This window comes from Metabacillus herbersteinensis (assembly GCF_042433335.1).
In the GTDB taxonomy this organism is placed as follows: Bacteria; Bacillota; Bacilli; order Bacillales; family Bacillaceae; genus Metabacillus; species Metabacillus herbersteinensis.
On the sequence record NZ_JBHLVO010000035.1, the window covers coordinates 1 to 23,970 of the forward strand.

Sequence of the window (23,970 nt, forward strand, 5' to 3'; positions counted from 1 at the left end):
ATACAGATAAGGAGCTGTTATTGGCGGTAAAAGTTGACCAATTTGATCGGTTTCGATTAAAGAAAATCGAAAAGAAAGTGAAATCAGACTTAGAAAATTAAACTGCATTTAAAACTTTCAATGAATCTAGTTCATTTGCCTTTAGGATACTCTAGAGCAACCTTTGACTTTCCTTTAATCCGTCTTCGATAAATCAACAAAACAACTAGAATAAATCCTAAGTATAATGCAAGACCTTGCATAAACATTTGAACAGAAGTAAATAATTGATTTCCTAAATAGGCATAAACAATCATTGCAGGAACTTGACCAATGGCAGTTGCAAAAAAATATGTTTTAAATGACATAGAGTTTAGCCCAGAATAGATGTTGATTACCAGTGGAGGGACGATATAAATAATCCGAGCGAACAATACGGTAATAAAACTATTTTTGCTAACAATACCATTCAATTTTTTAAAAGATTTAAAACGACTCACATATTGTTTAAACTCATTAATAAAAAAATAACGTGCCAGAATAAAAAAGATAATTGCGGCTCCTACGGACCCAAACCAGTTAATCATGCTACCTATCCAAATCCCATATTTTACTCCCATTATTCCAGCAAAAACTGAAAATGGAATAATAGGAACCACACTTAACACTATCGATAGAAAAAACATAAAAGGAATTTGTGAAAAGTCACTGTCATTAAGCCAATTTAATAAAAAATCTCTATAATAAAAGACAGTAAAGAGGATGGCTCCATATGTTATTAAAAAAAATACCCCTTTTCTCATCGATAAACCTCCCTACTTAAACTTTGGTTAAAATTAACCTGCTTTTTTCGGTAATTAATCTTTACGTATTAGTGGATATAACCACATTACAAAGGGTCACTGATAAAACTAACAAGTAAAATGTTTAAACAAATATTAACAAAAAAATCCAGTCTAAAAAACAAATTATTGAAAAATCACAATTAATGCTTTTTTTGAGGTTATGATTAAAAATGAAGAGTGTATCACCTTCCATTTTTAAAAGATTAAGATGAATAGGAAAAATAACTTGGTGATGTTTGCTATGCAGTGTGCTTAAAGGGAATTAAAGGTTAAAACAAGTATGTATTAGCTTACCAATAGCCATCCCCCATGCTGTTTTTCACTAATAAATCCTTTAAAAAATATGAGATAGTTGCTTTAATAAATAATAATACTTATTTTAAACCCCCTTTTATATAAGTGGGTTTTAAAAACATAAGAATAGTTGGCTCACTAGTCCTAATTATATTATTACTCAGAGAAAAAGCATTATACAAAAAAAATTTGGCATTAATAACCGCACTATAACTCATAAAATTTTCAAATTATAAAAATGTTACTCAAGGATAAGGTGAATTTGAAATTGATTTCCCATTCACTGGGGATTTTTCTAATTCCTAGCTCCCAACCATACGAAGGAAATGGTGCAAAAAAGGAGATGGAAAAATGACGATACTCCACTGCCTTACCTAATCAGCCAACGGTATTAAAGGTGCCTATAAATTTAAATAAAAAGGCTTTTTTACTTGAAACGGGGTGTATTTGATGTTTTATTTTTCATTAGAGTATAAAATAGTGTTTCTCTAAGTACATTTTGTTGCGATTTCTGTTATCAACAGCTTTAGATAGATATTAAATATTGATTTTAAGAAACCAGCTTATACTATTTTTTTCTATAAATAAATGAAACCCCATTCTACATAAGCATAGAGTGGGGTTACCTATTAAAGTTATTTCTATCAATTCACGATATTTGATGAAGCGTAATTTCAGGACGACTTCCAATACGAATGTTTATACCTGTCTGACCTAAACCTTCACTAATGTAGAACGGTTTGCCATTGTGATAGTGCAAACCTTTTACCATCTTCATCCGAACCAATTTCCCCATTTTGATTAAGTGATATGGCTTTGGCCAATGAATTTGTCCACCATGAAAATGTCCAGACAAAAGATAATCAAAGTGAAAATCTTTCATTTTTAACACAATATTCGGATCGTGTGTTAATACTAAGTTGTAGCCATCCTGTACCCCTTCATATGAACGGAGAAGGTTGCTTCGATTCGTACTAAAATCGTCGATCCCAATAATATTAAGCTTACAACCTTCAACTTCGACTGTAAGGTGTTCATTTTGTAAGGTTTTACAACCATTTTCCTCTAACGTTTTCTTTAGGCGATGAAAACTTTCACCTTTTAACACGTAATCGTGATTACCAAACACAGCATACATTCCAAAACGAGGTTTTAAATTTCCTAATACTTCTAAATAGGGAATTAACTTAGGAATACTTCCTTTACGATCTAAAAAGTCACCAGTTATCGTAATTAAGTCGATTGGGTAATTTTCAATGGATTTACTGAGCATTTGAGGTGAAACAGAGATATTTTCTAAATGTAAGTCTGAAAGATGAAGTACCCTGAGCGGTTTACTTAGGGACTTTCCTGCTGTTTCTTCGAGTAAAATATTATTTATAACGACATCTTTAGTATTTTTATTAGCTTTATATAAAACTCCTACGAGTAAAATAACAAATAGAATAAATAATATCAATAAAATCTCCTCCCCATACTAACAAAGTATAGTAAGGGAGCAGGGGCAATCATAGTGGTAAGTAATGGATGTGTTATTAATGCTTATATTTTCTTCTTATTACTAGGACAATATAGTTAAAATAACTAGAACTGAGGGAAGGGTATGCAGAAAATTTTATTTATGCCATTGCTACGAATGTCTTCAGGACATCATCAAGTTGCAGACAGTATTATCGAAACATTAAAAGAAGAAGACAGAGAATGGAAATTTGAGAAAATAGAACTATTATCATATAGTCTTGGATTTATCGAAACGATTGTAACAAGCATGTATTTAAAGTCGATTAAGTTATGCCCGAATAGCTATAGTTGGTTATACCGTAAAGTTTCTTTTAATGATACATATGAAAAAAAGCGATACTTTTTATATGAACTAATTTTTCTCCGTTTTATGGAAAGAATTCTTAAAGAAACAAATCCAGACCTCATTATTTGTACTCATGTATTACCGTCTTATTTATTAAATAGGCTGAAACAGAAATCTACTAATTCGGTTCCAGTCTTTAATGTTTATACAGATTTTTTTGTTAACCAACTTTGGGGTTTGTCTAATATTGATTTTCACTTTGCTCCTACTCAAGAGGTGAAACAGTTTCTATGTGATCAGGGTGTTCAAGATAAAAAAGTAATTGTAACTGGTATCCCTGTTCATCCTCACTATATGAAAGATGATTCACATTTTAAAGAGAAAGATCGTAACCCATTTACCATCATTATCTCTGGAGGTAGTTTGGGGACTGGAAACATAAAAGAGCTGATAAAAAGAATTAAACCGTCAGGGAAGATACATTACAAGGTATTATGTGGTGAAAATAAAAAGTTGTTTCAGTTTGTTCAATCGATTAGCAGTCCCTATATTACACCATTACCTTATATAACATGTAAAGAAGAAATGAACGCACTTTATTCCAAAGCCTCGGGGATTATCACGAAACCCGGTGGAGTAACAATTAGTGAAACATTACGGAAACAGTTACCGATTTTCATTTACTCTGTTTTACCTGGTCAGGAGGAAATCAATTTACACAATTTAAAAAATAAAGAGCTTGTTTTTCTGCTCGAGCCTCAAGAGATTGAGAATAAAATTCTCTCTTACTTAACATCTCAAGTATGGATAAATCATCAAAGAAAACAGGTTCAAAGTTATTTAACTTCTATAGAAAATAATAAATTACGGGATACATTTGTAAAAATACTAACGAGTATCTAACAGATTATTCATTTTAAATGATTTTCCAATTTTTTTGAACCCTTTATAGTATATAAAATTTGGGATGGTTACGAGATTATTATTCGCATACCGCCTAATTGACAAAGAAAAACGAAAACAAATATGAAATAAGACCGTCAAGAGACGGTCTTGTTTTAAGTGCGCCTACATAGGTGCAGTCTTTATGGTTGAAAGTCCCACGAAGGGCAATAGTATTGGTTAGCACGAAGACATTTACATCGTTTCAGAATTTATCGGTCCTTGGTCTTCCTTCTTAACTCGCATTATAAAAAAATAATGAATAATTTTTTCGTTTTCACGCATTCTATTAATGTTAACACCAAATTATGGAAGATATATCATAACAATTGTTAAAGGCATTAAGTAGAAGAAGCAATAAACAAGTTAACACCATACCTTAAGATTTAAAGGACCTTGTTCCTTTAATTGAGAACCAAACAAAACATAGTTCCTTTTACTGATCTCGATATTTAATATCTTCTTCGGTTAACTTTTGATAAGTCTGGAGGAGCTTTTCTTTGGAAATGAATAAGTAATAAGTATCAGGTATTTTTAAAGTTTTTGGCCGTCCTGAAGACAGTAAAAAAATAGGGAACTGTGACATACTTTTAAACAATCTGTAAAACATATTGCAAGGTTGGATAATCTCAAATCCAAGCTTTTCTGCCCCTTTATGTAACATGGTTATCCCTATAGCACCTTTTATTTCATTACTATTTTTATGGTTGTGAATATATTCTGCAAGGGTCGGCATTGACTTAAATATTCTTTTAAAAATAGTTCTCCCTCTTCTAACAGAGCAAGGGACATATTGCAATTCGCTTAAAATTCTACTGTTGTGTAAATGAATCTTTACTAACTTATCATTTTTCTTAATTAATGTTCCGTCACTCAAAATAACAGTTCTACCTTTATACTTGGTTAACCGTACACGGAAAATACCAGAGTGACGATCAATGTATTCTAATCTTGTTAATAAGTAATATAAAGGATCGAGAACATTCCAAAATGAAAGAATATAACTTCGCATATCCCTAACCTCCTTAATTTTCAATTATATTTTGTCAATATTATTAATAAAATATAACTGGGAAAAATAGAGGTAAACATCATTTACCAGAGAGTTTATAGTTGTATCATTAAAGGGCGTAATTCTGCAGTAAAGAATTGCGCTCTATCTTTATTTAAAGGGCCATTTAGTTGAAGAATAAGCTGTTATTTTTAAAGGGTATTTACTTCCTATTATCGAAACAAATAAAAATTAATTAATATTTTTAATAGGAGAAAAGTCAATGTATATAAAAACTGAGAGATTATTAATACGAAAATTTGAATCCAAAGATTGGCAAGCTGTACATGAGTATACATCAGACTCCAACGTTATGAAGTATATACCTGAAGGGGTTTTTTCTGAAGAAGATACAAAGGAGTTTGTAAATAATAACATTGGTGAAATAGCTGAGAAATTTCCTGTGGTATTAATGGACGAAAAAATCCTGATTGGTCACATTGCCTTTCATAAGTATTTTGGTGAGCATACTTATGAGATTGGTTGGGTGTTCAATCCTAAATATCATAATAAAGGATATGCTTCTGAAGCAGCACAAGCTACATTAAAATATGGTTTTGAGAAAGTGAAATCACATAGGATCCTAAAGAAATAAGAAAATACATAATAAAGCATTTTAATAATGAAAAGTCTCTAATTTATTTAGGGGATATTAATTGAAACCTTGTTCAACAATCGGGCGCTTTAATGGAATAACGTGTAGAACCTCTCAATTTTAATTGAGGGGTTCTTTGTAGAGGTTCTGTTCATTCTAAGTAAACTCTATACGAACACATAATAATGTAGTAAAATCTAGGAACAAAATTGCTAGAGACTCTTTAATTTATATGGATTCTTTGATTATGGAACTGCTTCGTGGATCGTGCTATTTATATAAACTGATTGAAATAGTAGGTAATGTAAAATAAATGTCTTCAAAACAGGTAAGTGTTTATGTGATTCCAAGCTTGAGCAAGTCAATTAATAGATAACCTTAAAAATGACCATAAATAACAATGTTAATAAAAGAAATGTATATTAAACCCTAATTTAACTCAAAAAATGCTTTTTTTCCCTTGACCTTCACGTGGCGTGAAGGTTTATGATCAAAGAGTCAGGAGGGATTAATATGGAATATACCATAACCAAGTTGGCTCAACTAGCGAATGTTAGTGCACGAACACTGCGCTATTATGATGAAATTGGGTTACTCAAGCCAGCAAGAGTAAACTCATCCGGCTATCGCATCTACGGGCAACAGGAAGTTGACCTTCTCCAGCAAATTTTATTCTACCGTGAGTTAGATGTAAGCTTAGAAACAATTATGGATATCGTGAGCCAGCCTACTTTTGATCAAAATGCTGCCTTGAAACAGCATTACACAAAGCTGAAGCAAAAACGCACCCGCCTAGACAAACTAATTGCAACTATTGAGAAGACGATTGGCAATAAGGAAGGGGTAATTAACATGAAAGACAAGGAGAAATTTGCAGGGTTTAAAGAAAAGATGATTAATGAGAACGAAGAAAAATATGGGGACGAAATCCGTGGAAAATACGGAAATGATACAATAGACGCAGCCAATGCAAAACTAAGAGGAATGTCTGAAGAAGATTTCTCCGCAATGAATAACTTAGAAAAAGAAGTGCTATCGTTGCTGAAACAAGCTTACGCAACCAATGACCCTGCCTCACCACTAGCACAAGAAGCAGCCGAAAAGCATAAGCAATGGCTCATGTACTCATGGCCAAGCTATTCTAAAGAAGCACACGCAGGCCTGGCAGAATTATATGTTGCAGACGAGCGCTTCACAAGCTACTATGACAAGATTGTATCAGGCGGTACGGAATTTTTACGAGATGCTATCTTGATCTATTTAGGGAAGAAGTAAGAATTGATATAAAAGCAGACCTTTCATGAAATATAAAGGTCTGCTTTTATGTATTATTCACCTAAATCTACATTGTGGTAAACTTGTTGAACATCTTCTAAATCTTCTAATGCATCAATCATTTTTTCAAATTGAGTTTGTGCATCTTCTGGTAGTGGGAGGTCGTTTTGTGCAAGCATTGTTAGTTCGGCAACTGTAAATTCAGTTATCCCAGCACCCTTGAATGCATTTTGAACTGCATGGAACTGATCAGGTTCGGCATAAACTATTACTGACTCATCTTCTTCTAAAATGTCACGTGCGTCTACATCTGCTTCCATTAATAATTCGAGCACTTCATCTCCTGTTTTACCTTCAATCCCGATAACAGCTGTTGCATCAAACATATACGCTACAGATCCACTAACTCCCATGTTTCCACCGTTTTTACCAAATGCAGCACGCACATCTGATGCAGTACGGTTGACGTTATTTGTTAGTGCATCTACAATTACCATTGATCCATTTGGTCCGAAGCCTTCATAACGAAGTTCGTCATAGCTTTCTTCTGAACCACCTTTTGCTTTTTCAATTGCACGGTCAATAATCACTCTCGGTACACTGTATGTTTTAGCACGCTCAAGTACAACCTTTAGCGCCTGATTTGATTCTGGATCTGGTTCACCTTGCTTTGCTACTACATAAATCTCGCGTCCAAACTTTGCATAAATACGGCTTGTATTGGCATCTTTTGATGCTTTTTTTTCTTTAATATTGTTCCACTTACGGCCCATATTGAACACTCACTTTCAATGTTAAATCTACACAAAATAATGTAAATAAAGCTAATTCTTCAACTTTTCTTGAAATACTGTCTAACATACAATGCTAATTGAAGATGTTACGACATTCACTTGATTCTATTATAACCTAAGTGCATAATCGCTTACGAGTTTAATAATCAAAAAAAGACAAGTTATGTACCTCATAAGAAGGTATTTCAATGTTCGTTTATAACTTTATAGGCATTGAAATGAATCTATTATGTACGAATAGAAAGACCCCTTCCACACTATGAAAGGGGTCTTTCTACTATATTAAGAAATACTCTTTAATTCTTCTGTTAATCGAATAAACTCTTTCTTACTTCGAACCTTTAATGAGTGGTCAATTTCCTTTTGGATCTCCTTTTTTCTGAAATCACGGATAGCTTTTTCTATGAACATTTCTGCAAATAGGGAATCAATGATGTTAACTTCAGACTGCTTGGGTGCATTTAGCAAATACTTTTCCAACGGGATCAACTCCTTGACCTTTTTTCTATTATATCACAATTAATCAGACTATTCAAATAATATTTACCTCTTAAATAAAATGCAGAAAAAAGGACTTAGAATTCTCTAAGTCCTAGGTTAACGCTAATAGAAAAAACATGATTTCTTAGATTGGTAATGGTCGTAAGAGAACTTTAATTGTACCTGGCATCAACAGATCTACTTGAGCTTGTTTAAAATATTTATACATTGCCCGACCTGCCCCTGAATTGGCTGAATGAATAGTGATCCGTTCTGCAAAAAGCTTATTAGAAACCATATGGTGTACGAGCATGAGTCCATTTCTCGTTTTGTTTACAAGGTCATGATCTAAAGATAAATGTTCAATATGAAATGTTTCGAGTAAATTTATGCATTCGTCAATGTTTTCGACAAGGATATGATCATTAGGGCATGTACGATTATCATCTAGAAAAACGTTTATTTTCAAGATAAAAACTCCCTTTATCTGCTTGACATACTATAAGATTAGCACACTTTTATTTCTGGTTTTGTTTGGTAGATGAGTTAATAGTAGAGGAAATACTTAATTCCCAAGGGTTAGGAGAGCATTCGTAGGTAATTAGTAACTTTTTATAAAAGGGGAATTTTACAATTAAAAATGGTACATGTGTAAAGAGCATAATGGAGATGTAGTTAGCAAAAAACAGTGGTACAAGCGCCCATCCCTGAATAGAATGTACAAGCAGCTTTACATAGTGAGATGGGGGTTTCGTTCATGGGTGTATACATCAGTTATATCTTCTTAGGTTTGTCTTTGGCTGCGCCGATTGGTCCTATTAATGCGGCACAGCTAGATAGGGGAATTAAGGGTGGCTTTTTTCATGCTTGGTTAGTCGGGTTAGGAGCAATGATAGCAGATGCGATTTATATGGTTTTGGTTTACCTCGGTGTCGTTCATTTTCTCGAAACACCATTCATGCAAACATTTCTCTGGTTATTTGGATTTTTTGTGCTTGTATACACGGGGATTGAGAGCATGATTGGAGCGGGAAAAATAACAAGGAGTAAAGGACAATTTAGTGAGTCACTTACAAGATCCTTTTTTGCTGGTTTTTTCATGTCATTATCTAGCCCATTAACGATTCTATTTTGGCTAGGCATATATGGTTCTGCATTAGCAAACATGACTACATCATATGGGATGAATCAATTGCTGCTCTGTAGTGGAGCAATACTTTTTGGAGTATTAATTTGGGATGTGACGATGGCATGTGTTGCCAGTAGCTTTCGAAGATACTTAACAAATAAACTACTAGTTGGTATTTCAGTTCTATCTGGTTTGTCCCTTATTGGATTTGGTATATATTTTGGTGTTCAGGCAGTGCATGTTTTGTTTGGATGAACTGATGGGGAATTATTGGAAAGTAAGCAACCTTCAAAGGGTTGTTCTTTTTTTTGCGAAGTGATTTAGTACACAAACTGATCTAAAGTGGGTATGATTACAAGTAATGAAAAGCTTTTGTGGAGGTAGTTCATGAAAAAGGAATCAATACTTGTCGTTGAAGATGAAGAAAAAATTTTAAGACTACTTGAGCTTGAACTAGAATTTGAAGGATATGAAGTGATCAAAGCCAAGGACGGGTTAGAGGCATTGGCAGCGTATCGTTCTGGAAGTTTTGATCTTATTCTTTTAGATGTGATGCTACCAGGGTTGAGTGGGATTGAATTTCTACGCCGTATTCGAACGAATGACTCTCAGACTCCCGTTTTGTTATTGACTGCAAAAAGTTCAGTAGAAGATAAGGTTTCTGGATTGGATTTAGGTGCTAATGATTACATTACGAAGCCTTTTCAGATTGAAGAATTGTTGGCAAGGATACGTGCAGCGCTAAGGTTACGCTCATTGGAACAACAAAAAGAACTAGAGGATGAGGTTTTCCTAGTCTTGGGTGATTTGAAAGTCAACTTGATGACAAGAGACGTGGTTAGAGGAGAAAATCATATCGAGTTGACACCTAGAGAGTTTGATCTCATCGTCTATTTGTTGAAGAATAAGAGACAAGTGCTAAACCGAGATCAAATTGTAGAAGCCGTATGGGGATTTGATTTTTATGGAGATACAAATGTAGTAGATGTCTATATTCGCTATGTTCGGAAAAAAATAGATCAGCCAGAGAAACCACCTCTCATACATACAGTTCGTGGTGTTGGCTATGTAATGAAGGAAACGAAATGAGACTTCAAAATAAGATCCACCTTTACACAGCGGTCTTGTTTGTTATTTTACTCATCATCATGAATGTTTCCGTTTATTATGTATTTAATAAATTGATTCTTACTAGTGAATTGGATAATGTACAAGCAGAAACTGTGAAAATAGTAGATGGAGTAAACAAATCATTGGGGGCCATTCCTCCTGAAGAGCTTTTGCGCGCATATGTCCCAATCGATGGGATGATACGATTTGTAACTGAAGATGGGGAAGGTCTGCCACAGGTAACCTCTCCAACTGAACAAGGGCTTACCAAAACAAAAATAGAGTTCTATTCAGGAGAAAGAAGAGAAAACGTTACCTATATGGAAAAAGCCTATGCTTTCGAATCGATTCCAATTATTTGGACGGATGGAAGCATTGTAAATCTTCAAATTACCCGAAGCATTCAGCCTGCAGTTGATAATCTTAATATCCTCCGCATTGTATTGATTACCGTAACAGTGATTGCAATGATACCTGTTATCATATCTAGCAGAGTTCTAAGTAATTTAATTACAAAGCCTGTTAGATCCATGACCGACACGATGAAAGATATAAGGATGAATGGACGATTCAAGCGTCTTCAACTAAAGGGAGAATCAAAGGATGAATTATATCAAATGGGTGATACCTTCAACCATATGATCGATTTGTTAGAATCCAACTATGAAAAACAGGAGCAGTTTGTTTCAAATGCATCTCACGAATTAAAGACACCTTTAACTGTCATTGAGAGCTATGCGAGTTTGATGAAAAGAAGAGGATTGAAAGAGCCAGACTTATTTAATGAGTCAATTGATGCCATTCATTCAGAAGCTATTAGGATGAAGGGTCTGACAGAGCAGCTATTATTGTTGGCAAGGTCCAGAGAAGGATGGAATATAGAATTGACTACAATAGACCTTGGTGATTTTGTTCAACAAACAGTGAAGTCCTTTCAAAATGCCTATCATCGTGAAATTTTAGTTACAATGCAAGAAAATATTGTAATCAAAACAGATGGACAAAAGCTGAAGCAGCTCCTTTTTATCTTTTTAGATAATGCGAGGAAATATAGTGAAGATGAACTTGCAATCGTGATTGAGAAAGATAGAGAAGCTGTGAAGGTACGAATAATAGATAAAGGGATAGGAATTCCTAAACAAGATCTACCTAAAGTGTTTGATCGCTTCTACCGTGTTGATACCTCTAGAAGCAGGGAGCGCGGAGGAACCGGATTGGGCCTTTCTTTAGCAAAGGAAATTGCTGATGCAATAGGTGTACATATTCATCTTGATAGCCTTGAAGGCTTAGGAACAACAGTTACAATGAGTTTTTCTAACGATGATACTGGGTTCTCACCAAATTCTCATATTTAAATGGAAAAATGGAGATACATTGATTTAGTGAGGTGAAGAGATGAAAAAGAGGCTTATGCTATCGCTTGCAGGTGGGATATGCGTGGTGCTATTCATCCTTTTTATTATTCAACAGTTTGTGTTAAAACCTGTTTCAACAACTGAACTTTTATCGGAGCAAGAAGTAAGAGAGATGATCGTTTCGAAATACTCAGGAAATATTACAGAAGTTCAACGAAATGAAGATCTTTTTAAAATTGAGCTAGATAGACCATCAGGTTTGTATGAGATTAGAGTGGATGCTAAAAATGGAGAGATCGTATCCTTGAAGCGAATGAAAGAAAATGAAGCGGATAATCGAGACATTATCAGTCAAAAAGAAATGAGTGAAGAGGAGATTGAAGGGATTGTTTTGTCTTCGGTAAGTGGAACTGTAGAAACCCTGAAGCGGCAGGAAGAGAATAAAAGCATCACATACACGGCGATAGTGAAAGAGGAAAATCAACGTACAACGATAAAAGTCGATGCCAAGTCCGGAAAAATTCTTTCTAAAGTAATGAATGAAGTAATAGAACCTTCAAAAAGACTAACAGAACAACAAGCAACTGATATTGCATCAAAGCAAGTAAAAGGTGAAATAGAAGATATAGAATTGGAAAATATTAATAATACAGCGTATTACCTTGTCGAAATTGAAACCGATGATGAGCGAGAGGCTACAATCCAAATCCATGCGATTACGGGAGAAGTAAAGTCTGTTACATGGGATGAAAATGAGACAGATTAACGTAATAGAGGTGACTCTCAGCAAATTCTAATGTTCCTATCTCCTTGTTCTCATATTCACTGGCTATAGTGAAGGTGTAGAAGAAAATTGCTTAAGGAGGAATTCAAAATGAAAAAAAATATTTTAATCGGTGTATTGACTACCAGCGTCCTGTTAGGTGGAGCGTTAGCTGTCGGAGCAGTTAACAAGGAGAGTTCAACAGAAAAGTTAAGTAAGCCTTCAGAACAATTAATGACGGCGGATGAGGCAAAAAAGATTGCTCTAACAGTACAAGACGGTAAGGTTGAAGGGATTGATCGCGAAAGAAATGGTGAACAGGTTTTTTATGAAGTAGAAGTTGAAAAGAATAATGAGGATTATGATATCTATGTAAATGCAGCTACTGGAGAGGTTCAATCACTTAACGACGATGTATATGATGATGACTCGAGTGATGATAATGATGACCAAGATAAAATGTCAGACGTCAGCACTAACGATGCTAAATTAATTTCTAAGGAAAAAGCAGTAGCCATTGCTGAAAATGCAACAAAAGGTAAGATGACAGAAGTTGAAAAAGACGAAGATGATGGTCGCATAACATATGAGATAAAATTGAAGACCGATCGTGGTGAAGCAGAAGTCGAGATTGATGCCTCAACGGGGGAAGTGGAAGAAATAGACTTCGAAGACTAAGAAATTCCCTGAAGGAAATCCTAATAAATGTTTACAGTTAGGTCAAAGGTGATAGTACTATTATATATCACTTATTTCGAAGGGAAAAACGTATGTTAAAAAAATTCAAAAAAAGCTTCAGCAAGCCTAAAGGTTTTTTAGGAATCGTTGCAGGTAAGATTATGGCATGGGAAAACCAAACGATTAACAAATGGACGATTGCACAATTACACATTCAAAGAGGTGACAACATCCTAGAAGTGGGGTTCGGACCTGCTTATAGTATGGTATTCATTCTAAACACATATCAGGATGTGCAAATTGATGGGATTGACGTTTCAGAAGCAATGAAAAACTTAGCGGAGAGTAAACTTGAAAAAGAAATGATTGAAGGCACTGTTGAACTTTATGTAAGTGATATTGAAAAAGCGCAATTAAAGCAAGAACATTATCACAAAATTCTCTCCGTTAATAACTACACCATTTGGAATTACCCACGCAGAGGTCTTGAAGTTTTAATGAAGTCATTAAAACCAGGTGGTAAAGTTGCAATTACCATGCAACCGAGAGAAGAAAATGCAAGTTCAGGTAAGACTAGAATGTTTGGAAAACAAATTCATGATGATCTAGTTGCATGTGGGTTTCATGAGATTAAAATGGATTTTAAAAATGTCCGTCCAGAATTAACGGTCTGTATTACAGCTGTGAAACCAACTAACTAACGAAAAGCAGACCGAGGATGGTCTGCTTTTTCAATCTGGATCTAACCACGAACTAACAAGTCCAATTATAATACCTAACAATGCCCCACCTGCAACCTCAGCTGGTTGATGGCCTAATAGCTCGTTCAGTTCCTTTTCCTGCTTAACATGAAAAAGACCAGGCATATGACCAGATAAAACTTCAATATCTGCATCAATATCGTTTACTATTTTTGCAATTTCTCCAGTGTGACGGCGTATTCCCTGAGCATCATACATGACTATGATTCCAAATATAACAGCAAGTGCCGTGTCTGTTGAGTCCAATCCTTTTTTAGCCGCAACGTAGGTAGCCAATGCGGAAACCCCTGCAGAGTGAGAGCTTGGCATCCCACCAGTCTGAAATATCGGTTTCCAATCCCACTTTCCAGTCAGACCTTTATAAGTAAATACCTTCAACCCTTGAGCAATTCCTATTCCAGATAATGCTGTCCAAATTCCACGATTCATCTATCTCACCTCTAGTAGTAGTTTTCATCAAAGTCCACTGTCTATGCAATGTGTGAAGGGATTTTTAAAGAGAAATAAAGGAAAGCTTCGGACACTTTAGGAAATAATTTGAAATAAAATGATAGAAAACGTGATTTTCCAAGGGAAAAGATCGATATTTCCCATAGAATAATCAGTTAATTTAAAAATTTATAAAACAGGTGAAAAAAGTCGCGCAAATGATTCCTTTGTTCGTAAAACGAGCCCACGGTTTTTATAAGAAGTCTTATCAACTTTGATACTATCCGATAGATCTTCTTTATAATGCTGAACAAGGTCTTTCACACTTTCTGTGTCAAAAAGAAAAGCATTCACCTCGAAATTCAAATGCAAACTTCTTAAATCGAGATTGGCCGTTCCAACAGAGGCAAATTGCTCGTCAATAATAATAACTTTTTCATGTAGAAATCCTTTTTTATACATATAGACTTCAATATCATGGTAGAGCATTTCGGAGAAGTAAGACCTTGTTGCATATTGAGTTAAAAAGCCGTCATTTATCTCAGGTACTAAGATCTTTACATCAATGCCTTTTGAAGCTGCCATTGATAATGCAGTACGAATTGCTTTATTCGGAACAAAATAGGGAGTTGCAATTAGGATTGATTTTTTCGCGGAAGTTAATAGAGCATAATATATATCACCCATTATCCCTTGAATGGTCGAATCTGGACCACTTGAAACAATTTGAACTCCACCTTGATCACCGTCAATATATTTTGTGGCAAGATACTTTGGATTTAGTAATGTTTCTCCGGAAACGAAAGCCCAGTCGAATGAGAAAGTAGTTTGTAATGTCTTGATGGCTTCTCCTTTTAAAACAAGGTGAGTGTCTCGCCAAAATCCAAACCGAGGATTTCTTCCTAAATACTCGTCACCTACATTTAATCCACCAACAAACCCAACCTCACCATCAACAATGATGATTTTTCGATGGTTACGAAAGTTTAGTTTTTGATTGATGAATCCTAGCTTAACTGGAAGAAAACAATGAACTTCAATCCCCGCATCCTTCATTTGACGGATGGATTTCGTAGATAATGACAAACTTCCCACTGCATCGTAAATAAATCGAATTTCGATTCCGTCCTTTGCTTTATCACACAGCATATCAATAATTTCTTGGCCAATTTGATCGGATTTAAATGTGTAATATTCTAAGTGAATATAATCTTTAGCCTGTCCAATTGCCTCTTTGATTGCAGGAAAGGCTTCATCGCCATTTTTTAAAATTTTTGAAGATGTATGAAAACTAATTTGGTTTCTACTAAACTTCTCAATTAGCTGTGAAAAGCTTTGTTGAGTCTCAGTGAGGTTATTCCAATGTGGAGAGGGCTTAAATGAGAACTTATTTTCCAACATTTCAGCAGCTTGCTCACGCTTATTTCGGAAGAGGTGGCCCTTTACTTCTAGCTGACCTGAGTAGATATAAAAGATATAACCAACAATCGGAAAGAAGAAAAGAGCATATATCCAAAGAAGTGTTTTATAAGGTGATCGGTTTTCTAGCATCAATACATACGAAATAGAAAACAGGATAGTCAGATAAACAATAAATGCTATCACTTTCACGAGGCTTGAGTAGCCTGGAAAAACAGTAAGATATAAAGAAATTACCAGTAAAATAAAAAGAATAAACTGCCGAGAACGCTTCATCTAAATTCCTCTATTCATTTATTATTTAAGGCTATAGAAAAAGCACCAGGTTGATACTGGTGCTTTCTACTGCCTTTGGTTTAATAGGATATTACCTTGCTAAACGATTTTCTTTCCTTGTACGAGTCGTACAATAACTAAAATTAATACCACTGCCAGTAAGATATGAATAATATTGCCTAAGAACCCTGCTACAGCACCTATTAGCCAAAGTGCTAGTAATACCAAAATAATTGTCCAAAGCATGGTAAAGTCCTCCTTTTAAAAATAAGTTCGTTAACGTCCTACTAGTTATTTACCCATAATGGTAGGGAGTAAACTTTACCTAAAACACCTCCATTGAATAGAAAGTAATAAAGCAAACGATTGATTCTAGTCATGAAAGGGAATAAAGTCTAAAGGAATCAATCAAAAAATGAACTCTGGAGGACATTATGTGGATTAAACACCCCTTTTTTAAGTATTTAACAGCTTTCATTTTAGTATTACTAGCTCTTCATTTATTAAGTGAAGTGGATTTTATTGTAGATCCTATCAGAAGTTTTATTACGACTTTGTTTTTTCCACTATTAATTTCTGGGTTCTTATATTATCTACTAAAACCCGTTGTTCATTTCTTATCAAAGTCAAAATATATTCCGCGTACAGTCGCAATTCTTTTGGTTTTTCTCGTGATCATTGGTGGGGCTTCATTTGTAGGAATGACTCTCGGGGGAACCGTTGAAAAGCAAGTTAATTCACTGATGGAAGATTTGCCATCACAACTGGAAGATGCTGAAGGCGAAACGGCGAGGATAATCTCAGAAAATAACTTTGGTTTTCTGTCGTATGGCGAAGTCAAAAACAATGTAATCACTTATTTGAGCAATGTCGGGCAAAACTTTGGAAATAACATAATGAATATCATTTCTACAATAACAAGTATTGCGACGGTTTTATTAATCGTTCCATTTATTTTGTTTTATTTATTAAAAGATGATCGTCGGTTCTCGCCATTTTTATTAAAACTTCTTCCAGATCAACATAAAGGCGAAGGAGAACGGATACTTAGTGATATTGACCGAACACTTTCAATGTATATTGTCGGACAAATGATTGTGGCATTAGTAAATGGCGTATTAATGTATATCGGCTATCTTATAATTGGATTAGATTATGCCCTACTCTTGGCTTTTTTTGTAGTACTTACAGCCGTTGTTCCAATTCTAGGTCCAGCGCTAGGAGTCTTACCCGCGATCCTTGTTGGACTTATGATGGAACCTTTTATAGTAGTGAAGATACTGATTCTTCTCATCATTGTGCAAGAAACAGAAGGAAGTCTAGTCTCACCTTTAGTGATTGGGAACAAACTGGAAATTCACCCTTTAACAGTCATGCTACTGCTATTAGTTGCAGGAAGCCTTTACGGTTTTATTGGTATTCTTATTGCCATTCCTGCCTATTCCGTATTAAAGGTAACGATAAAGAATTTTTACGGGTTTTATATGCTTCGTAATGCTTAAGAAAAAAAGTCATGACCCTCACTTTTTTTTGAGGGTTTTTATTGTGTTAACAAAGTTTTTTCATTTAGTATGGAATATGTGAGGTGAAGGATCTGATGAAGAAACCTATATTAGTAGTTAGCCATTTACATAAGAAAATCAACAATAAGGAAATTCTTTCGGACGTTTCCATAGAGGTTATGCAAGGAGAAATGTTTGGACTATTAGGACCGAATGGTTCCGGAAAAACCACGTTAATTAGAGCTGTTGTAGGTCTAGTGACAGCAAGCTCAGGTGAAATACAGATTGATGGGTTATCGATAAAAACACACTTTGAAAAAGCGTTACATCATGTCGGAGCTATTGTTGAGAATCCCGAATTTTACCCATTTTTAACGGGCTATCAAAATCTTACTCAATATGCCAACATGAATAAAAAAGTAACAAAAGAGCGGATCGATGAAGTAGTACAGCTAGTAAATTTGCAATCGGCAATTCATACAAAGGTTGCTACCTATTCATTAGGAATGAGGCAGCGTTTAGGCATTGCTCAAGCCATTCTACACAAGCCAAACCTGCTCATCCTAGATGAACCTACAAATGGCTTAGACCCAGCTGGAATAAAAGAGTTACGTACTTATCTGCTAAGATTATCCAGAGAGGAAAACGTAGCAGTCATCATTGCGAGCCATCTATTAAAGGAAATTGAAGACCTATGTGATCGCGTCGCAATCATTAAAGCTGGGAAGATTCTCACTGTGAGAGATTTGGGGCATAGTGTGGATGACAGTAACATAAAAGTTCACTTCACAGTTGATTCGAGTCAGGTTGCCCAAAATATTTTAAGAGGACACGGATATGAACCTATTGTAATCGACAATAGTATTGAATTAATAATCCCTTATGAACAAATCCCGTTAGTTACTAAGCAACTAGTCGAACAAGAGGTTGGGGTTTATGCAATTAATCCAATTTATAAAACATTAGAAGATTCATTTTTAGAGTGGACGGAGGGGAGTCGCAAATGATCTCATTCATTAAAAATGAACATATGAAAATCTACTATAAAAGAAGCAATCTCGTTTTGTTTCTAACCTATCTTAGCGTCCTCTTTGTAATTGCTTTAGCTACTCGGAAATTATTAGATAGTGCTGGAATTGGAGAGAACTTTTTAGGATATGTATCGTTTAGCACAGGATTTTTAATGATACTCCCATTTTTCGTGATCGCTATTGCAGGATCGATTGTCTCTAATGAGTACAATTGGGGAACAATTAAGTTTCTGTTAATACGACCAGCAAAACGGTCGAAAATTTTACTTTCAAAATACATAACTGTTTTATTATTTAGCGTCTATTTTATTGTCGTTTTCTTTTTAGTGTCTGTACTACTAGGGTTTTTACTCTTCGGATTTGAAGGGGTTAACCAAGATTCACGAGTGCTTTCAGAAATTCTAATGAGTTACTTAATTTGTGCTATTGAGGTCATCATGATTTCAACGCTAGCATTTTCCATTTCAACGATCTTTCGAAACAGTGCACTCGCAACAGGAATCTCGATTTTACTACTCTTAACAGGAAAAACATTTGTGCAAGTATTAGCTCACTTTGATTTTCAGTGGGGTAGGTATGTATTGTTTGCCAATACAAACCTAGGTCAATATGTTGATGGACGCCCGCTGTTTGAGGGAAGTAGCTTAGGTTTTTCAATTGTAATGCTGCTGATGTACCTAATGTTATTTTTGGGATCAGCGTGGATGGTTTTTGTGAGAAGAGATGTATCAATATAATTTAGGCTAGTAATCAAGCGAAAGCAGCAAATGTTTTACACAGGAAAAAAAGGTATTATCCAACGTATAACTACTCAAAAGATGAACGTGTTTATTTGGAATTGAAATTAAAATAGATAGTAATAAAAAAGATTAACCTGGATGAGAGGTTAATCTTTTTTTGTGGATTTTCTCTTTTTCTTGTGTTGCTGCAATTTTATATGTTAAACCTTTCTTTCCTAACAACCTTCCAGCATTTCTAGCTCCAACATTTCCACTGCCCTCAGTGCGAAGATCTAGATTTCCAAGTGTAGAACTAACGATGTATCCGAATAAAATAGAGCCAATTAAATAAGAGAGTGAGAGTATAATAATAATTGTTAAAAACCCCTTAAATGAAGTCATTTTATCATGGGGAGAAACGAGTGATAAGAAAAATCTCCTTTTTTTTGAAAATTTACGCAACTTTTCTCATAGGGTAATCGTATTGAACCTATCAAGAAAAAATAGGGGGCAACAACGTGAAAAAATTCCTGGTTGGTTTAATTTGCATCGTGATGTTTTTGGTTCAAGGACTTTTAGTTGTAACTGCATCTGCAGAGGGTCCAAAAGATGTACCATCCGCATCCTACATAGACGAAGAAAAGCCTGAGCAAAGGATGGAATTGCTGAGTTTATCAAGAGGTTATGCAAGAGCCTTTTCATGTAATGGGAAAAGTTCTTGGACCTTAAATTCTACCTTTGAAAGTGAAGGATACAATTGGATTGTACGAACTGGTGTAAAGGGATATATCCAGGATGGAGGTCCTGGTGGTGCTACTCTTGGTGTTGTATTAAAGGATAAAATTATCGACTTTGATCATGGATACCTATTAAAGAAAGGAAACTCCGGCAACAATCGTTCTTACGTTACAGGAGTTCAATCCACTTTATCTTGTTTAGGTTATAGTGTCGGCGGTATAGATGGTGTATTTGGTGCACAAACAGAAGCTGCAGTAAAAGCTTTTCAACAAAGAAAGGGAATTAGTGCTGATGGCATTGTCGGCAAACAAACCTACCACTATTTATCTTTTTCTACATACTGACCTAATGTCTGTCCCCCAACACTTCCTTTAAAGAGCGGGGGACAGGCATTAAGTTGAACGATCTAAGACCCTTGCTCCTTTTGGCGGTGTAAGATCAAATAAGGTATGATCTCTTTTTATGTCGATGACTTCGAATTTCATTAGTTCACTTCGTTCGATTCTTTGATTATTAATAATTTGTATTTCCCTCACTAAGAGCTTTGTTTCAGTATCAAACCAAAGTTCAATAAAAGAGTCTCGACTTTCTGATTCATCAATAAGATACACATCTGCAGTGCGGTTTAAGTACTCTTTTTCACCTAAATTTTCAATTCTAGAAGGATCCATTTTTCTGAAATATTCAATGGAGTAGGGTACAGGTTGGTCATTAGTTATAATATGAAAAATATTTTCTTCCTTATAATATCTACCGCTTAATTTGGGGTTAGAAACTGAAAAGTTACCATTTTCATATTCCTGCCTAATCTCTTGGCCAGAAATATATATTTTCGTTAACTCTCCGTCTAGATTCATTTCCTCACCATATATTATCTTAATAGTTTCCGAATCTTCTTCTTGATCTAAAGGCTCGGTCATTTCAGTAAATGTGTCGGCCAGTATTAAATTAAGTGTCTTCTCAATCACAGCTTTCACCGGGGGAGTATACCATGCACCAACAGTTAAGAGTAAAAGGGAAGCACAAACGAGTAAAGCACGTTGCCAGGTTTGTCTTCTTGATTGCTTTCTCAATGTAAAGAGATCAATTGTTTCATCCTGCAATACAGCATCCAACGCTTCTTCTAAAGTTAGATAATGATCGAAGGCATGTTGACATTCATCACAGGTTTCGATGTGGTCTAACAAGTGATCTTGTTCTTTTTGTGAAAGAAGATCAAATTTGAGGATTTGGTCTTTGTAGCTAGCGCAACTCATTTATAGCACCCCTTTCTCTAAAAGGTAGTCCATCATTTTTTTACGGCCCCTGAATATCTTGGTTTTTACCTTGCCAAGAGAAAGTTTTTTCAACTTGGCAATTTCCTGGTAGGATAGCCCTTGGTTCCTTAAGATAAAGATGTCCTTCGTTTCTTGATCAAGGATATGAAAGACCTCTTTTACTTCACTAATCATCTCTTTTGAAATCATTGCCCTTTCAGGATCATCTGAATGAGGTTGGGTGAGATTTTGTTTAAAAGATTCTTGTGCAGTTGAGAGGATGTTTTGGTTTCTTTTCAATTTTCTTAAGTGATCGTAAGCCGTGTTTTTAGATATCGTGGTAACCCAAGCTTCAAGGTTCTGAGGGACTTCATGGGTATGATCTTGAAAATAGGTATAAACTTTAATTGTGGCATCCTGAACAATGTCATCAACTAAAGAAGGATTCTTGATCATTTTTTTGATTGTTTTTTCGATTCTAGTACGATGATTTTCGATGATAATTGTTATGTTTGGGTTTTCCATCCTTCTTTTCCCTCCCAAGCTTCATATTTAAGACGCTCCAGAAGCGCAGTTGTTTCTAATTCGACAAAAAAGGTAAAAAAAAATAATAAAAACATCCAGCCCATGTCTAGAGCTGGATGAATGTCATAGATATTCGTGAATATAATATAAGTTTACTATAAGCTTTTAGGTAGCTGGAAGGAATTATTCATTTTTCATTAAAGCACGACAAATAAGGGAGGTATTATTGTGAGTGAAGCATTTACATATACGGTTGGAGAACAAGTAATTCATGCTAAAAAGTGGGTGGATAGTGATCGAAAACCCAAAGCGATTATTCAGTTTTCCCATGGAATGGCTGAACATATTGAGCGGTATGAGGAGTTTGCAAGTTTCCTCCTAAAGCAGGATTTCTTTGTTTATGGAAATGATCATCGGGGCCATGGTATGACAGCTAAAACAGAAGATGAACGGGGTTATTTTGCTGATGAAAATGGATTTACTACTATTGTGTATGACCTGCTTTCGTTAACAAATATCATTGAAAACGAACATCCGAATGTCCCGGTTATATTATTCGGTCATAGTATGGGCTCTTTCCTTGCAAGACGTTATATTCAAATAGAGGGTAACAGATTGCACGGTGTCATTCTATCTGGAACTGGTGGTGACCCTGGTTTTATCGGTAAGATCGGGCTGGCTCTTGCTAGAAATGAAGTAAAGAAAAAAGGTAGAAGAGCAGAGAGTCCACTTCTTGATAAATTAACCTTTGGAAACTATAACAAATCCTTTAAACCGAATCGAACTTCTTTTGACTGGTTATCTAGAGATGAAGAAGTAGTGGATCGTTATATTGCAGATGAACACTGTGGCGGAATATTTACAGCAGGCTTTTTCCAAGATCTACTCGAGGGAATAGGAAATATTCATCAAAAAGCCAACTTAGAAAAGATACCAAAAGACCTTCCAATCTATTTATTCTCTGGTGAAAAGGATCCGGTCGGAAATCAATCAAAAGGTGTATTAGAAGTTTATCATTCTTACAAAAAGGTAGGAATTGAAGATGTCGAATTTAAAATTTATAAAGAGGGAAGACATGAAATGCTGAATGAATTGAATAAGTTAGAGGTATATGAGGATGTAGTCAACTGGATAAATAGACACTTGCACTAAAATGGTTTATTTTACATATATTTTTCACCTAAGTGAAAAGCTAATAATAGAAACTTAGGGAGGAAGGGCAAGATGAATCCTAATTATAGTGAATTATTGGCAGAAATTGAGGATATTGAACAATTAGATAATTCGTCAAAAGTCAATGCAGCAATGTCCTACTTCAACGAGCGCCTTATATCCTCTAAAGGTCGCATTTTGCAGGTAGGTGTTGGGAGCGGAAATATTTATTCAAGCCTTCTAGAGAGTGGATTAAAGATAGAAGCAGTAGAGGTTTCTAGCGAAAGACTAGCAAAATGTGGAGATCGTTGTGAGGAAAGAGATTTGGAAGCTATTTTATATGAAAAAGATCTAAAGGTAGATAAAATTAATCATTTGTATGAAACAATCATCGTTTCAAAGGAGTATTATTTGCATGCAGATGACAGAATGCAATCCATTCAAGCTTTAAAAGCAGTTTTTAATCAACTTAGAGCTGGTGGAACAGTCTTCATCGAATTATCACTACCGCCAATCCATTTAAACAAAACTACCTATCAGACCTGGAAAAAAGGAGCAGAAGGAATAACGATTATCGAAGAAAAAAAACTGATTGAGACTGATCTATTAAATCAATATGTAGTTTCACGAAAAACCTATGAAAAATTTCAAAAAGGCAAATTAGTTAGCAGTGAGATTTATCACTTAACAGAACGGTGGTACGGCCTAAAAGAATTTAAATTGATACTTGAGCGAATTGGATTTGCCGAAGTAGTTGTTTCTGCTGACTATCGTTATGGCGAAAAACCAAGTAATGCGAGTCAGATATTCACATTTGAGGCTCAAAGACCGATTCGTTAAGGTGTACTTCTCCAACGTGGTAGTTGGAGAAGTTATCATCTATAGCACCTACTGATTATAAAAGACTTTTTTTACTTAACTAAATGCATAACTTCCTTCGCATATCGCTCCATCTCTTCAAGCTTCAAGGGAATCTTGTTCTGGTCCTTACAATTCTGCAATTAAGGTTGTGTCATAGCCCCACTTTTCAGCAGAGTATTACTTTTTTGCATAATCAAATGTTGC

At 35.1% G+C, this 23,970-nt stretch carries 26 protein-coding genes and 1 pseudogene; 15 read left to right on the forward strand and 12 right to left on the reverse strand.

Going from position 1 to position 23,970, the window contains the following annotated elements:
* Positions 1 to 131 precede the first annotated feature (131 nt).
* Both ACFFIX_RS24025 and ACFFIX_RS24030 read right to left on the reverse strand, forming a co-directional pair.
* Positions 132 to 782 (reverse strand): TVP38/TMEM64 family protein, encoded by a 651-nt coding sequence (locus tag ACFFIX_RS24025; protein WP_378938608.1) that lies wholly within the window; start codon positions 780 to 782, stop codon positions 132 to 134.
* 985 nt (positions 783 to 1,767) lie between these two features.
* The gene (locus ACFFIX_RS24030; protein WP_378938706.1) at positions 1,768 to 2,583 is read right to left on the reverse strand and encodes a metallophosphoesterase; all 816 of its coding nucleotides are present in this window, start codon (positions 2,581 to 2,583) and stop codon (positions 1,768 to 1,770) included.
* A gap of 138 nt (positions 2,584 to 2,721) precedes the next feature.
* Here ACFFIX_RS24030 and ACFFIX_RS24035 point away from each other — a divergent pair, with 138 nt between their 5' ends.
* Positions 2,722 to 3,828 carry an MGDG synthase family glycosyltransferase gene (locus ACFFIX_RS24035; protein ID WP_378938611.1) on the forward strand — a complete coding sequence of 369 codons (1,107 nt, stop codon included), beginning with the start codon at positions 2,722 to 2,724 and terminating at the stop codon, positions 3,826 to 3,828.
* Positions 3,829 to 4,303: 475 nt separating this feature from the next.
* Here the strand turns inward: ACFFIX_RS24035 and ACFFIX_RS24040 are convergent, their stop codons facing one another.
* Positions 4,304 to 4,879 carry a YkoP family protein gene (locus tag ACFFIX_RS24040; protein ID WP_378938612.1) on the reverse strand — a complete coding sequence of 192 codons (576 nt, stop codon included), beginning with the start codon at positions 4,877 to 4,879 and terminating at the stop codon, positions 4,304 to 4,306.
* 262 nt (positions 4,880 to 5,141) lie between these two features.
* On the opposite strand from ACFFIX_RS24040, the pseudogene ACFFIX_RS24045 reads away from it, so the two are divergent.
* Together ACFFIX_RS24045 and ACFFIX_RS24050 are read left to right on the forward strand one after the other, a co-directional pair.
* A pseudogene (locus tag ACFFIX_RS24045) lies at positions 5,142 to 5,504 on the forward strand (GNAT family N-acetyltransferase); the annotation flags it as partial.
* Positions 5,505 to 6,026: 522 nt separating this feature from the next.
* Positions 6,027 to 6,788 carry a MerR family transcriptional regulator gene (locus ACFFIX_RS24050; protein WP_378938614.1) on the forward strand — a complete coding sequence of 254 codons (762 nt, stop codon included), beginning with the start codon at positions 6,027 to 6,029 and terminating at the stop codon, positions 6,786 to 6,788.
* Between the two features lie 53 nt (positions 6,789 to 6,841).
* Here ACFFIX_RS24050 and ACFFIX_RS24055 read toward each other — a convergent pair whose 3' ends face one another.
* From ACFFIX_RS24055 to ACFFIX_RS24065, 3 genes are all read right to left on the reverse strand, one after another.
* On the reverse strand, positions 6,842 to 7,561 hold the full coding sequence (locus ACFFIX_RS24055) for a YebC/PmpR family DNA-binding transcriptional regulator (protein WP_378938617.1): 720 nt from the start codon (positions 7,559 to 7,561) through the stop codon (positions 6,842 to 6,844).
* Between the two features lie 303 nt (positions 7,562 to 7,864).
* Positions 7,865 to 8,062 carry an IDEAL domain-containing protein gene (locus ACFFIX_RS24060; protein ID WP_378938619.1) on the reverse strand — a complete coding sequence of 66 codons (198 nt, stop codon included), beginning with the start codon at positions 8,060 to 8,062 and terminating at the stop codon, positions 7,865 to 7,867.
* 145 nt (positions 8,063 to 8,207) lie between these two features.
* Positions 8,208 to 8,531, reverse strand: coding sequence for a cyclic-phosphate processing receiver domain-containing protein (locus ACFFIX_RS24065; RefSeq protein WP_378938622.1), 324 nt, complete (start codon positions 8,529 to 8,531; stop codon positions 8,208 to 8,210).
* A 288-nt stretch (positions 8,532 to 8,819) separates the two neighbouring features.
* On the opposite strand from ACFFIX_RS24065, the gene ACFFIX_RS24070 reads away from it, so the two are divergent.
* From ACFFIX_RS24070 to ACFFIX_RS24095, 6 genes are all read left to right on the forward strand, one after another.
* Positions 8,820 to 9,446, forward strand: coding sequence for a LysE family transporter (locus tag ACFFIX_RS24070; RefSeq protein WP_378938624.1), 627 nt, complete (start codon positions 8,820 to 8,822; stop codon positions 9,444 to 9,446).
* A gap of 132 nt (positions 9,447 to 9,578) precedes the next feature.
* On the forward strand, positions 9,579 to 10,280 hold the full coding sequence (locus ACFFIX_RS24075; RefSeq protein WP_378938625.1) for a response regulator transcription factor: 702 nt from the start codon (positions 9,579 to 9,581) through the stop codon (positions 10,278 to 10,280).
* A complete protein-coding gene (locus ACFFIX_RS24080) occupies positions 10,277 to 11,656 on the forward strand; it encodes a sensor histidine kinase (protein WP_378938627.1) in 1,380 nt (459 codons plus the stop codon). Before ACFFIX_RS24075 ends, ACFFIX_RS24080 begins: the two co-directional genes overlap by 4 nt.
* Positions 11,657 to 11,696: 40 nt before the next feature.
* The gene (locus tag ACFFIX_RS24085) at positions 11,697 to 12,422 is read left to right on the forward strand and encodes a PepSY domain-containing protein (protein ID WP_378938629.1); all 726 of its coding nucleotides are present in this window, start codon (positions 11,697 to 11,699) and stop codon (positions 12,420 to 12,422) included.
* Between the two features lie 108 nt (positions 12,423 to 12,530).
* A complete protein-coding gene (locus tag ACFFIX_RS24090) occupies positions 12,531 to 13,097 on the forward strand; it encodes a PepSY domain-containing protein (protein WP_378938631.1) in 567 nt (188 codons plus the stop codon).
* 92 nt (positions 13,098 to 13,189) lie between these two features.
* A complete protein-coding gene (locus ACFFIX_RS24095) occupies positions 13,190 to 13,798 on the forward strand; it encodes a class I SAM-dependent methyltransferase (protein WP_378938633.1) in 609 nt (202 codons plus the stop codon).
* 30 nt (positions 13,799 to 13,828) lie between these two features.
* On the opposite strand, the gene ACFFIX_RS24100 is transcribed toward ACFFIX_RS24095, so the two are convergent.
* The 3 genes from ACFFIX_RS24100 to ACFFIX_RS24110 all read right to left on the reverse strand — a co-directional run bounded on the left by ACFFIX_RS24100 (position 13,829) and on the right by ACFFIX_RS24110 (position 16,228).
* The gene (locus ACFFIX_RS24100; protein WP_378938636.1) at positions 13,829 to 14,287 is read right to left on the reverse strand and encodes a divergent PAP2 family protein; all 459 of its coding nucleotides are present in this window, start codon (positions 14,285 to 14,287) and stop codon (positions 13,829 to 13,831) included.
* Positions 14,288 to 14,476: 189 nt separating this feature from the next.
* Positions 14,477 to 15,982: a cardiolipin synthase gene (cls, locus tag ACFFIX_RS24105; RefSeq protein ID WP_378938638.1), complete on the reverse strand. Its 1,506-nt coding sequence runs from the start codon at positions 15,980 to 15,982 to the stop codon at positions 14,477 to 14,479.
* Between the two features lie 99 nt (positions 15,983 to 16,081).
* Positions 16,082 to 16,228 (reverse strand): lmo0937 family membrane protein, encoded by a 147-nt coding sequence (locus ACFFIX_RS24110; protein WP_378938640.1) that lies wholly within the window; start codon positions 16,226 to 16,228, stop codon positions 16,082 to 16,084.
* A 188-nt stretch (positions 16,229 to 16,416) separates the two neighbouring features.
* On the opposite strand from ACFFIX_RS24110, the gene ACFFIX_RS24115 reads away from it, so the two are divergent.
* The 3 genes from ACFFIX_RS24115 (at position 16,417) to ACFFIX_RS24125 (ending at position 19,252) form a co-directional block, all read left to right on the forward strand.
* Positions 16,417 to 17,484: an AI-2E family transporter gene (locus tag ACFFIX_RS24115; protein WP_378938642.1), complete on the forward strand. Its 1,068-nt coding sequence runs from the start codon at positions 16,417 to 16,419 to the stop codon at positions 17,482 to 17,484.
* Between the two features lie 95 nt (positions 17,485 to 17,579).
* A complete protein-coding gene (locus ACFFIX_RS24120; protein WP_378938644.1) occupies positions 17,580 to 18,491 on the forward strand; it encodes an ABC transporter ATP-binding protein in 912 nt (303 codons plus the stop codon).
* Positions 18,488 to 19,252 carry an ABC transporter permease gene (locus ACFFIX_RS24125; protein ID WP_378938646.1) on the forward strand — a complete coding sequence of 255 codons (765 nt, stop codon included), beginning with the start codon at positions 18,488 to 18,490 and terminating at the stop codon, positions 19,250 to 19,252. Before ACFFIX_RS24120 ends, ACFFIX_RS24125 begins: the two co-directional genes overlap by 4 nt.
* Before the next feature lie 132 nt (positions 19,253 to 19,384).
* Here the strand turns inward: ACFFIX_RS24125 and ACFFIX_RS24130 are convergent, their stop codons facing one another.
* On the reverse strand, positions 19,385 to 19,636 hold the full coding sequence (locus ACFFIX_RS24130; protein ID WP_378938649.1) for a glycerol-3-phosphate acyltransferase: 252 nt from the start codon (positions 19,634 to 19,636) through the stop codon (positions 19,385 to 19,387).
* A gap of 116 nt (positions 19,637 to 19,752) precedes the next feature.
* Here ACFFIX_RS24130 and ACFFIX_RS24135 point away from each other — a divergent pair, with 116 nt between their 5' ends.
* Complete coding sequence (locus ACFFIX_RS24135) at positions 19,753 to 20,316, forward strand: peptidoglycan-binding domain-containing protein (protein ID WP_378938651.1); 564 nt, start codon at positions 19,753 to 19,755, stop codon at positions 20,314 to 20,316.
* Positions 20,317 to 20,364: 48 nt separating this feature from the next.
* On the opposite strand, the gene ACFFIX_RS24140 is transcribed toward ACFFIX_RS24135, so the two are convergent.
* Entirely contained in the window at positions 20,365 to 21,228 is an 864-nt protein-coding gene (locus tag ACFFIX_RS24140; protein WP_378938652.1) for a hypothetical protein, read from the reverse strand.
* Complete coding sequence (locus ACFFIX_RS24145) at positions 21,229 to 21,753, reverse strand: RNA polymerase sigma factor (protein WP_378938654.1); 525 nt, start codon at positions 21,751 to 21,753, stop codon at positions 21,229 to 21,231.
* 228 nt (positions 21,754 to 21,981) lie between these two features.
* Between ACFFIX_RS24145 and ACFFIX_RS24150 the strand changes: the two genes are divergently transcribed.
* Entirely contained in the window at positions 21,982 to 22,905 is a 924-nt protein-coding gene (locus ACFFIX_RS24150) for an alpha/beta hydrolase (protein WP_378938656.1), read from the forward strand.
* 72 nt (positions 22,906 to 22,977) lie between these two features.
* The gene (locus ACFFIX_RS24155; RefSeq protein WP_378938658.1) at positions 22,978 to 23,745 is read left to right on the forward strand and encodes a class I SAM-dependent methyltransferase; all 768 of its coding nucleotides are present in this window, start codon (positions 22,978 to 22,980) and stop codon (positions 23,743 to 23,745) included.
* Positions 23,746 to 23,970: the final 225 nt, after the last annotated feature.

What these genes read in the sequence shown, in the direction of transcription:
- ACFFIX_RS24100 (WP_378938636.1), bottom strand. Translation starts at nt 14,287, where the DNA reads ATGAATCGTGGAATTTGGACAGCATTATCTGGAATAGGAATTGCTCAA.
- ACFFIX_RS24140 (WP_378938652.1), bottom strand. Translation starts at nt 21,228, where the DNA reads ATGAGTTGCGCTAGCTACAAAGACCAAATCCTCAAATTTGATCTTCTT.
- ACFFIX_RS24130 (WP_378938649.1), bottom strand. Translation starts at nt 19,636, where the DNA reads ATGACTTCATTTAAGGGGTTTTTAACAATTATTATTATACTCTCACTC.
- ACFFIX_RS24055 (WP_378938617.1), bottom strand. Translation starts at nt 7,561, where the DNA reads ATGGGCCGTAAGTGGAACAATATTAAAGAAAAAAAAGCATCAAAAGAT.
- ACFFIX_RS24035 (WP_378938611.1), top strand. Translation starts at nt 2,722, where the DNA reads ATGCAGAAAATTTTATTTATGCCATTGCTACGAATGTCTTCAGGACAT.
- ACFFIX_RS24090 (WP_378938631.1), top strand. Translation starts at nt 12,531, where the DNA reads ATGAAAAAAAATATTTTAATCGGTGTATTGACTACCAGCGTCCTGTTA.
- ACFFIX_RS24125 (WP_378938646.1), top strand. Translation starts at nt 18,488, where the DNA reads ATGATCTCATTCATTAAAAATGAACATATGAAAATCTACTATAAAAGA.
- ACFFIX_RS24025 (WP_378938608.1), bottom strand. Translation starts at nt 782, where the DNA reads ATGAGAAAAGGGGTATTTTTTTTAATAACATATGGAGCCATCCTCTTT.
- ACFFIX_RS24040 (WP_378938612.1), bottom strand. Translation starts at nt 4,879, where the DNA reads ATGCGAAGTTATATTCTTTCATTTTGGAATGTTCTCGATCCTTTATAT.
- ACFFIX_RS24145 (WP_378938654.1), bottom strand. Translation starts at nt 21,753, where the DNA reads ATGGAAAACCCAAACATAACAATTATCATCGAAAATCATCGTACTAGA.
- ACFFIX_RS24050 (WP_378938614.1), top strand. Translation starts at nt 6,027, where the DNA reads ATGGAATATACCATAACCAAGTTGGCTCAACTAGCGAATGTTAGTGCA.
- ACFFIX_RS24115 (WP_378938642.1), top strand. Translation starts at nt 16,417, where the DNA reads ATGTGGATTAAACACCCCTTTTTTAAGTATTTAACAGCTTTCATTTTA.
- ACFFIX_RS24120 (WP_378938644.1), top strand. Translation starts at nt 17,580, where the DNA reads ATGAAGAAACCTATATTAGTAGTTAGCCATTTACATAAGAAAATCAAC.
- cls (WP_378938638.1), bottom strand. Translation starts at nt 15,982, where the DNA reads ATGAAGCGTTCTCGGCAGTTTATTCTTTTTATTTTACTGGTAATTTCT.
- ACFFIX_RS24075 (WP_378938625.1), top strand. Translation starts at nt 9,579, where the DNA reads ATGAAAAAGGAATCAATACTTGTCGTTGAAGATGAAGAAAAAATTTTA.
- ACFFIX_RS24095 (WP_378938633.1), top strand. Translation starts at nt 13,190, where the DNA reads ATGTTAAAAAAATTCAAAAAAAGCTTCAGCAAGCCTAAAGGTTTTTTA.
- ACFFIX_RS24080 (WP_378938627.1), top strand. Translation starts at nt 10,277, where the DNA reads ATGAGACTTCAAAATAAGATCCACCTTTACACAGCGGTCTTGTTTGTT.
- ACFFIX_RS24155 (WP_378938658.1), top strand. Translation starts at nt 22,978, where the DNA reads ATGAATCCTAATTATAGTGAATTATTGGCAGAAATTGAGGATATTGAA.
- ACFFIX_RS24110 (WP_378938640.1), bottom strand. Translation starts at nt 16,228, where the DNA reads ATGCTTTGGACAATTATTTTGGTATTACTAGCACTTTGGCTAATAGGT.
- ACFFIX_RS24070 (WP_378938624.1), top strand. Translation starts at nt 8,820, where the DNA reads ATGGGTGTATACATCAGTTATATCTTCTTAGGTTTGTCTTTGGCTGCG.
- ACFFIX_RS24085 (WP_378938629.1), top strand. Translation starts at nt 11,697, where the DNA reads ATGAAAAAGAGGCTTATGCTATCGCTTGCAGGTGGGATATGCGTGGTG.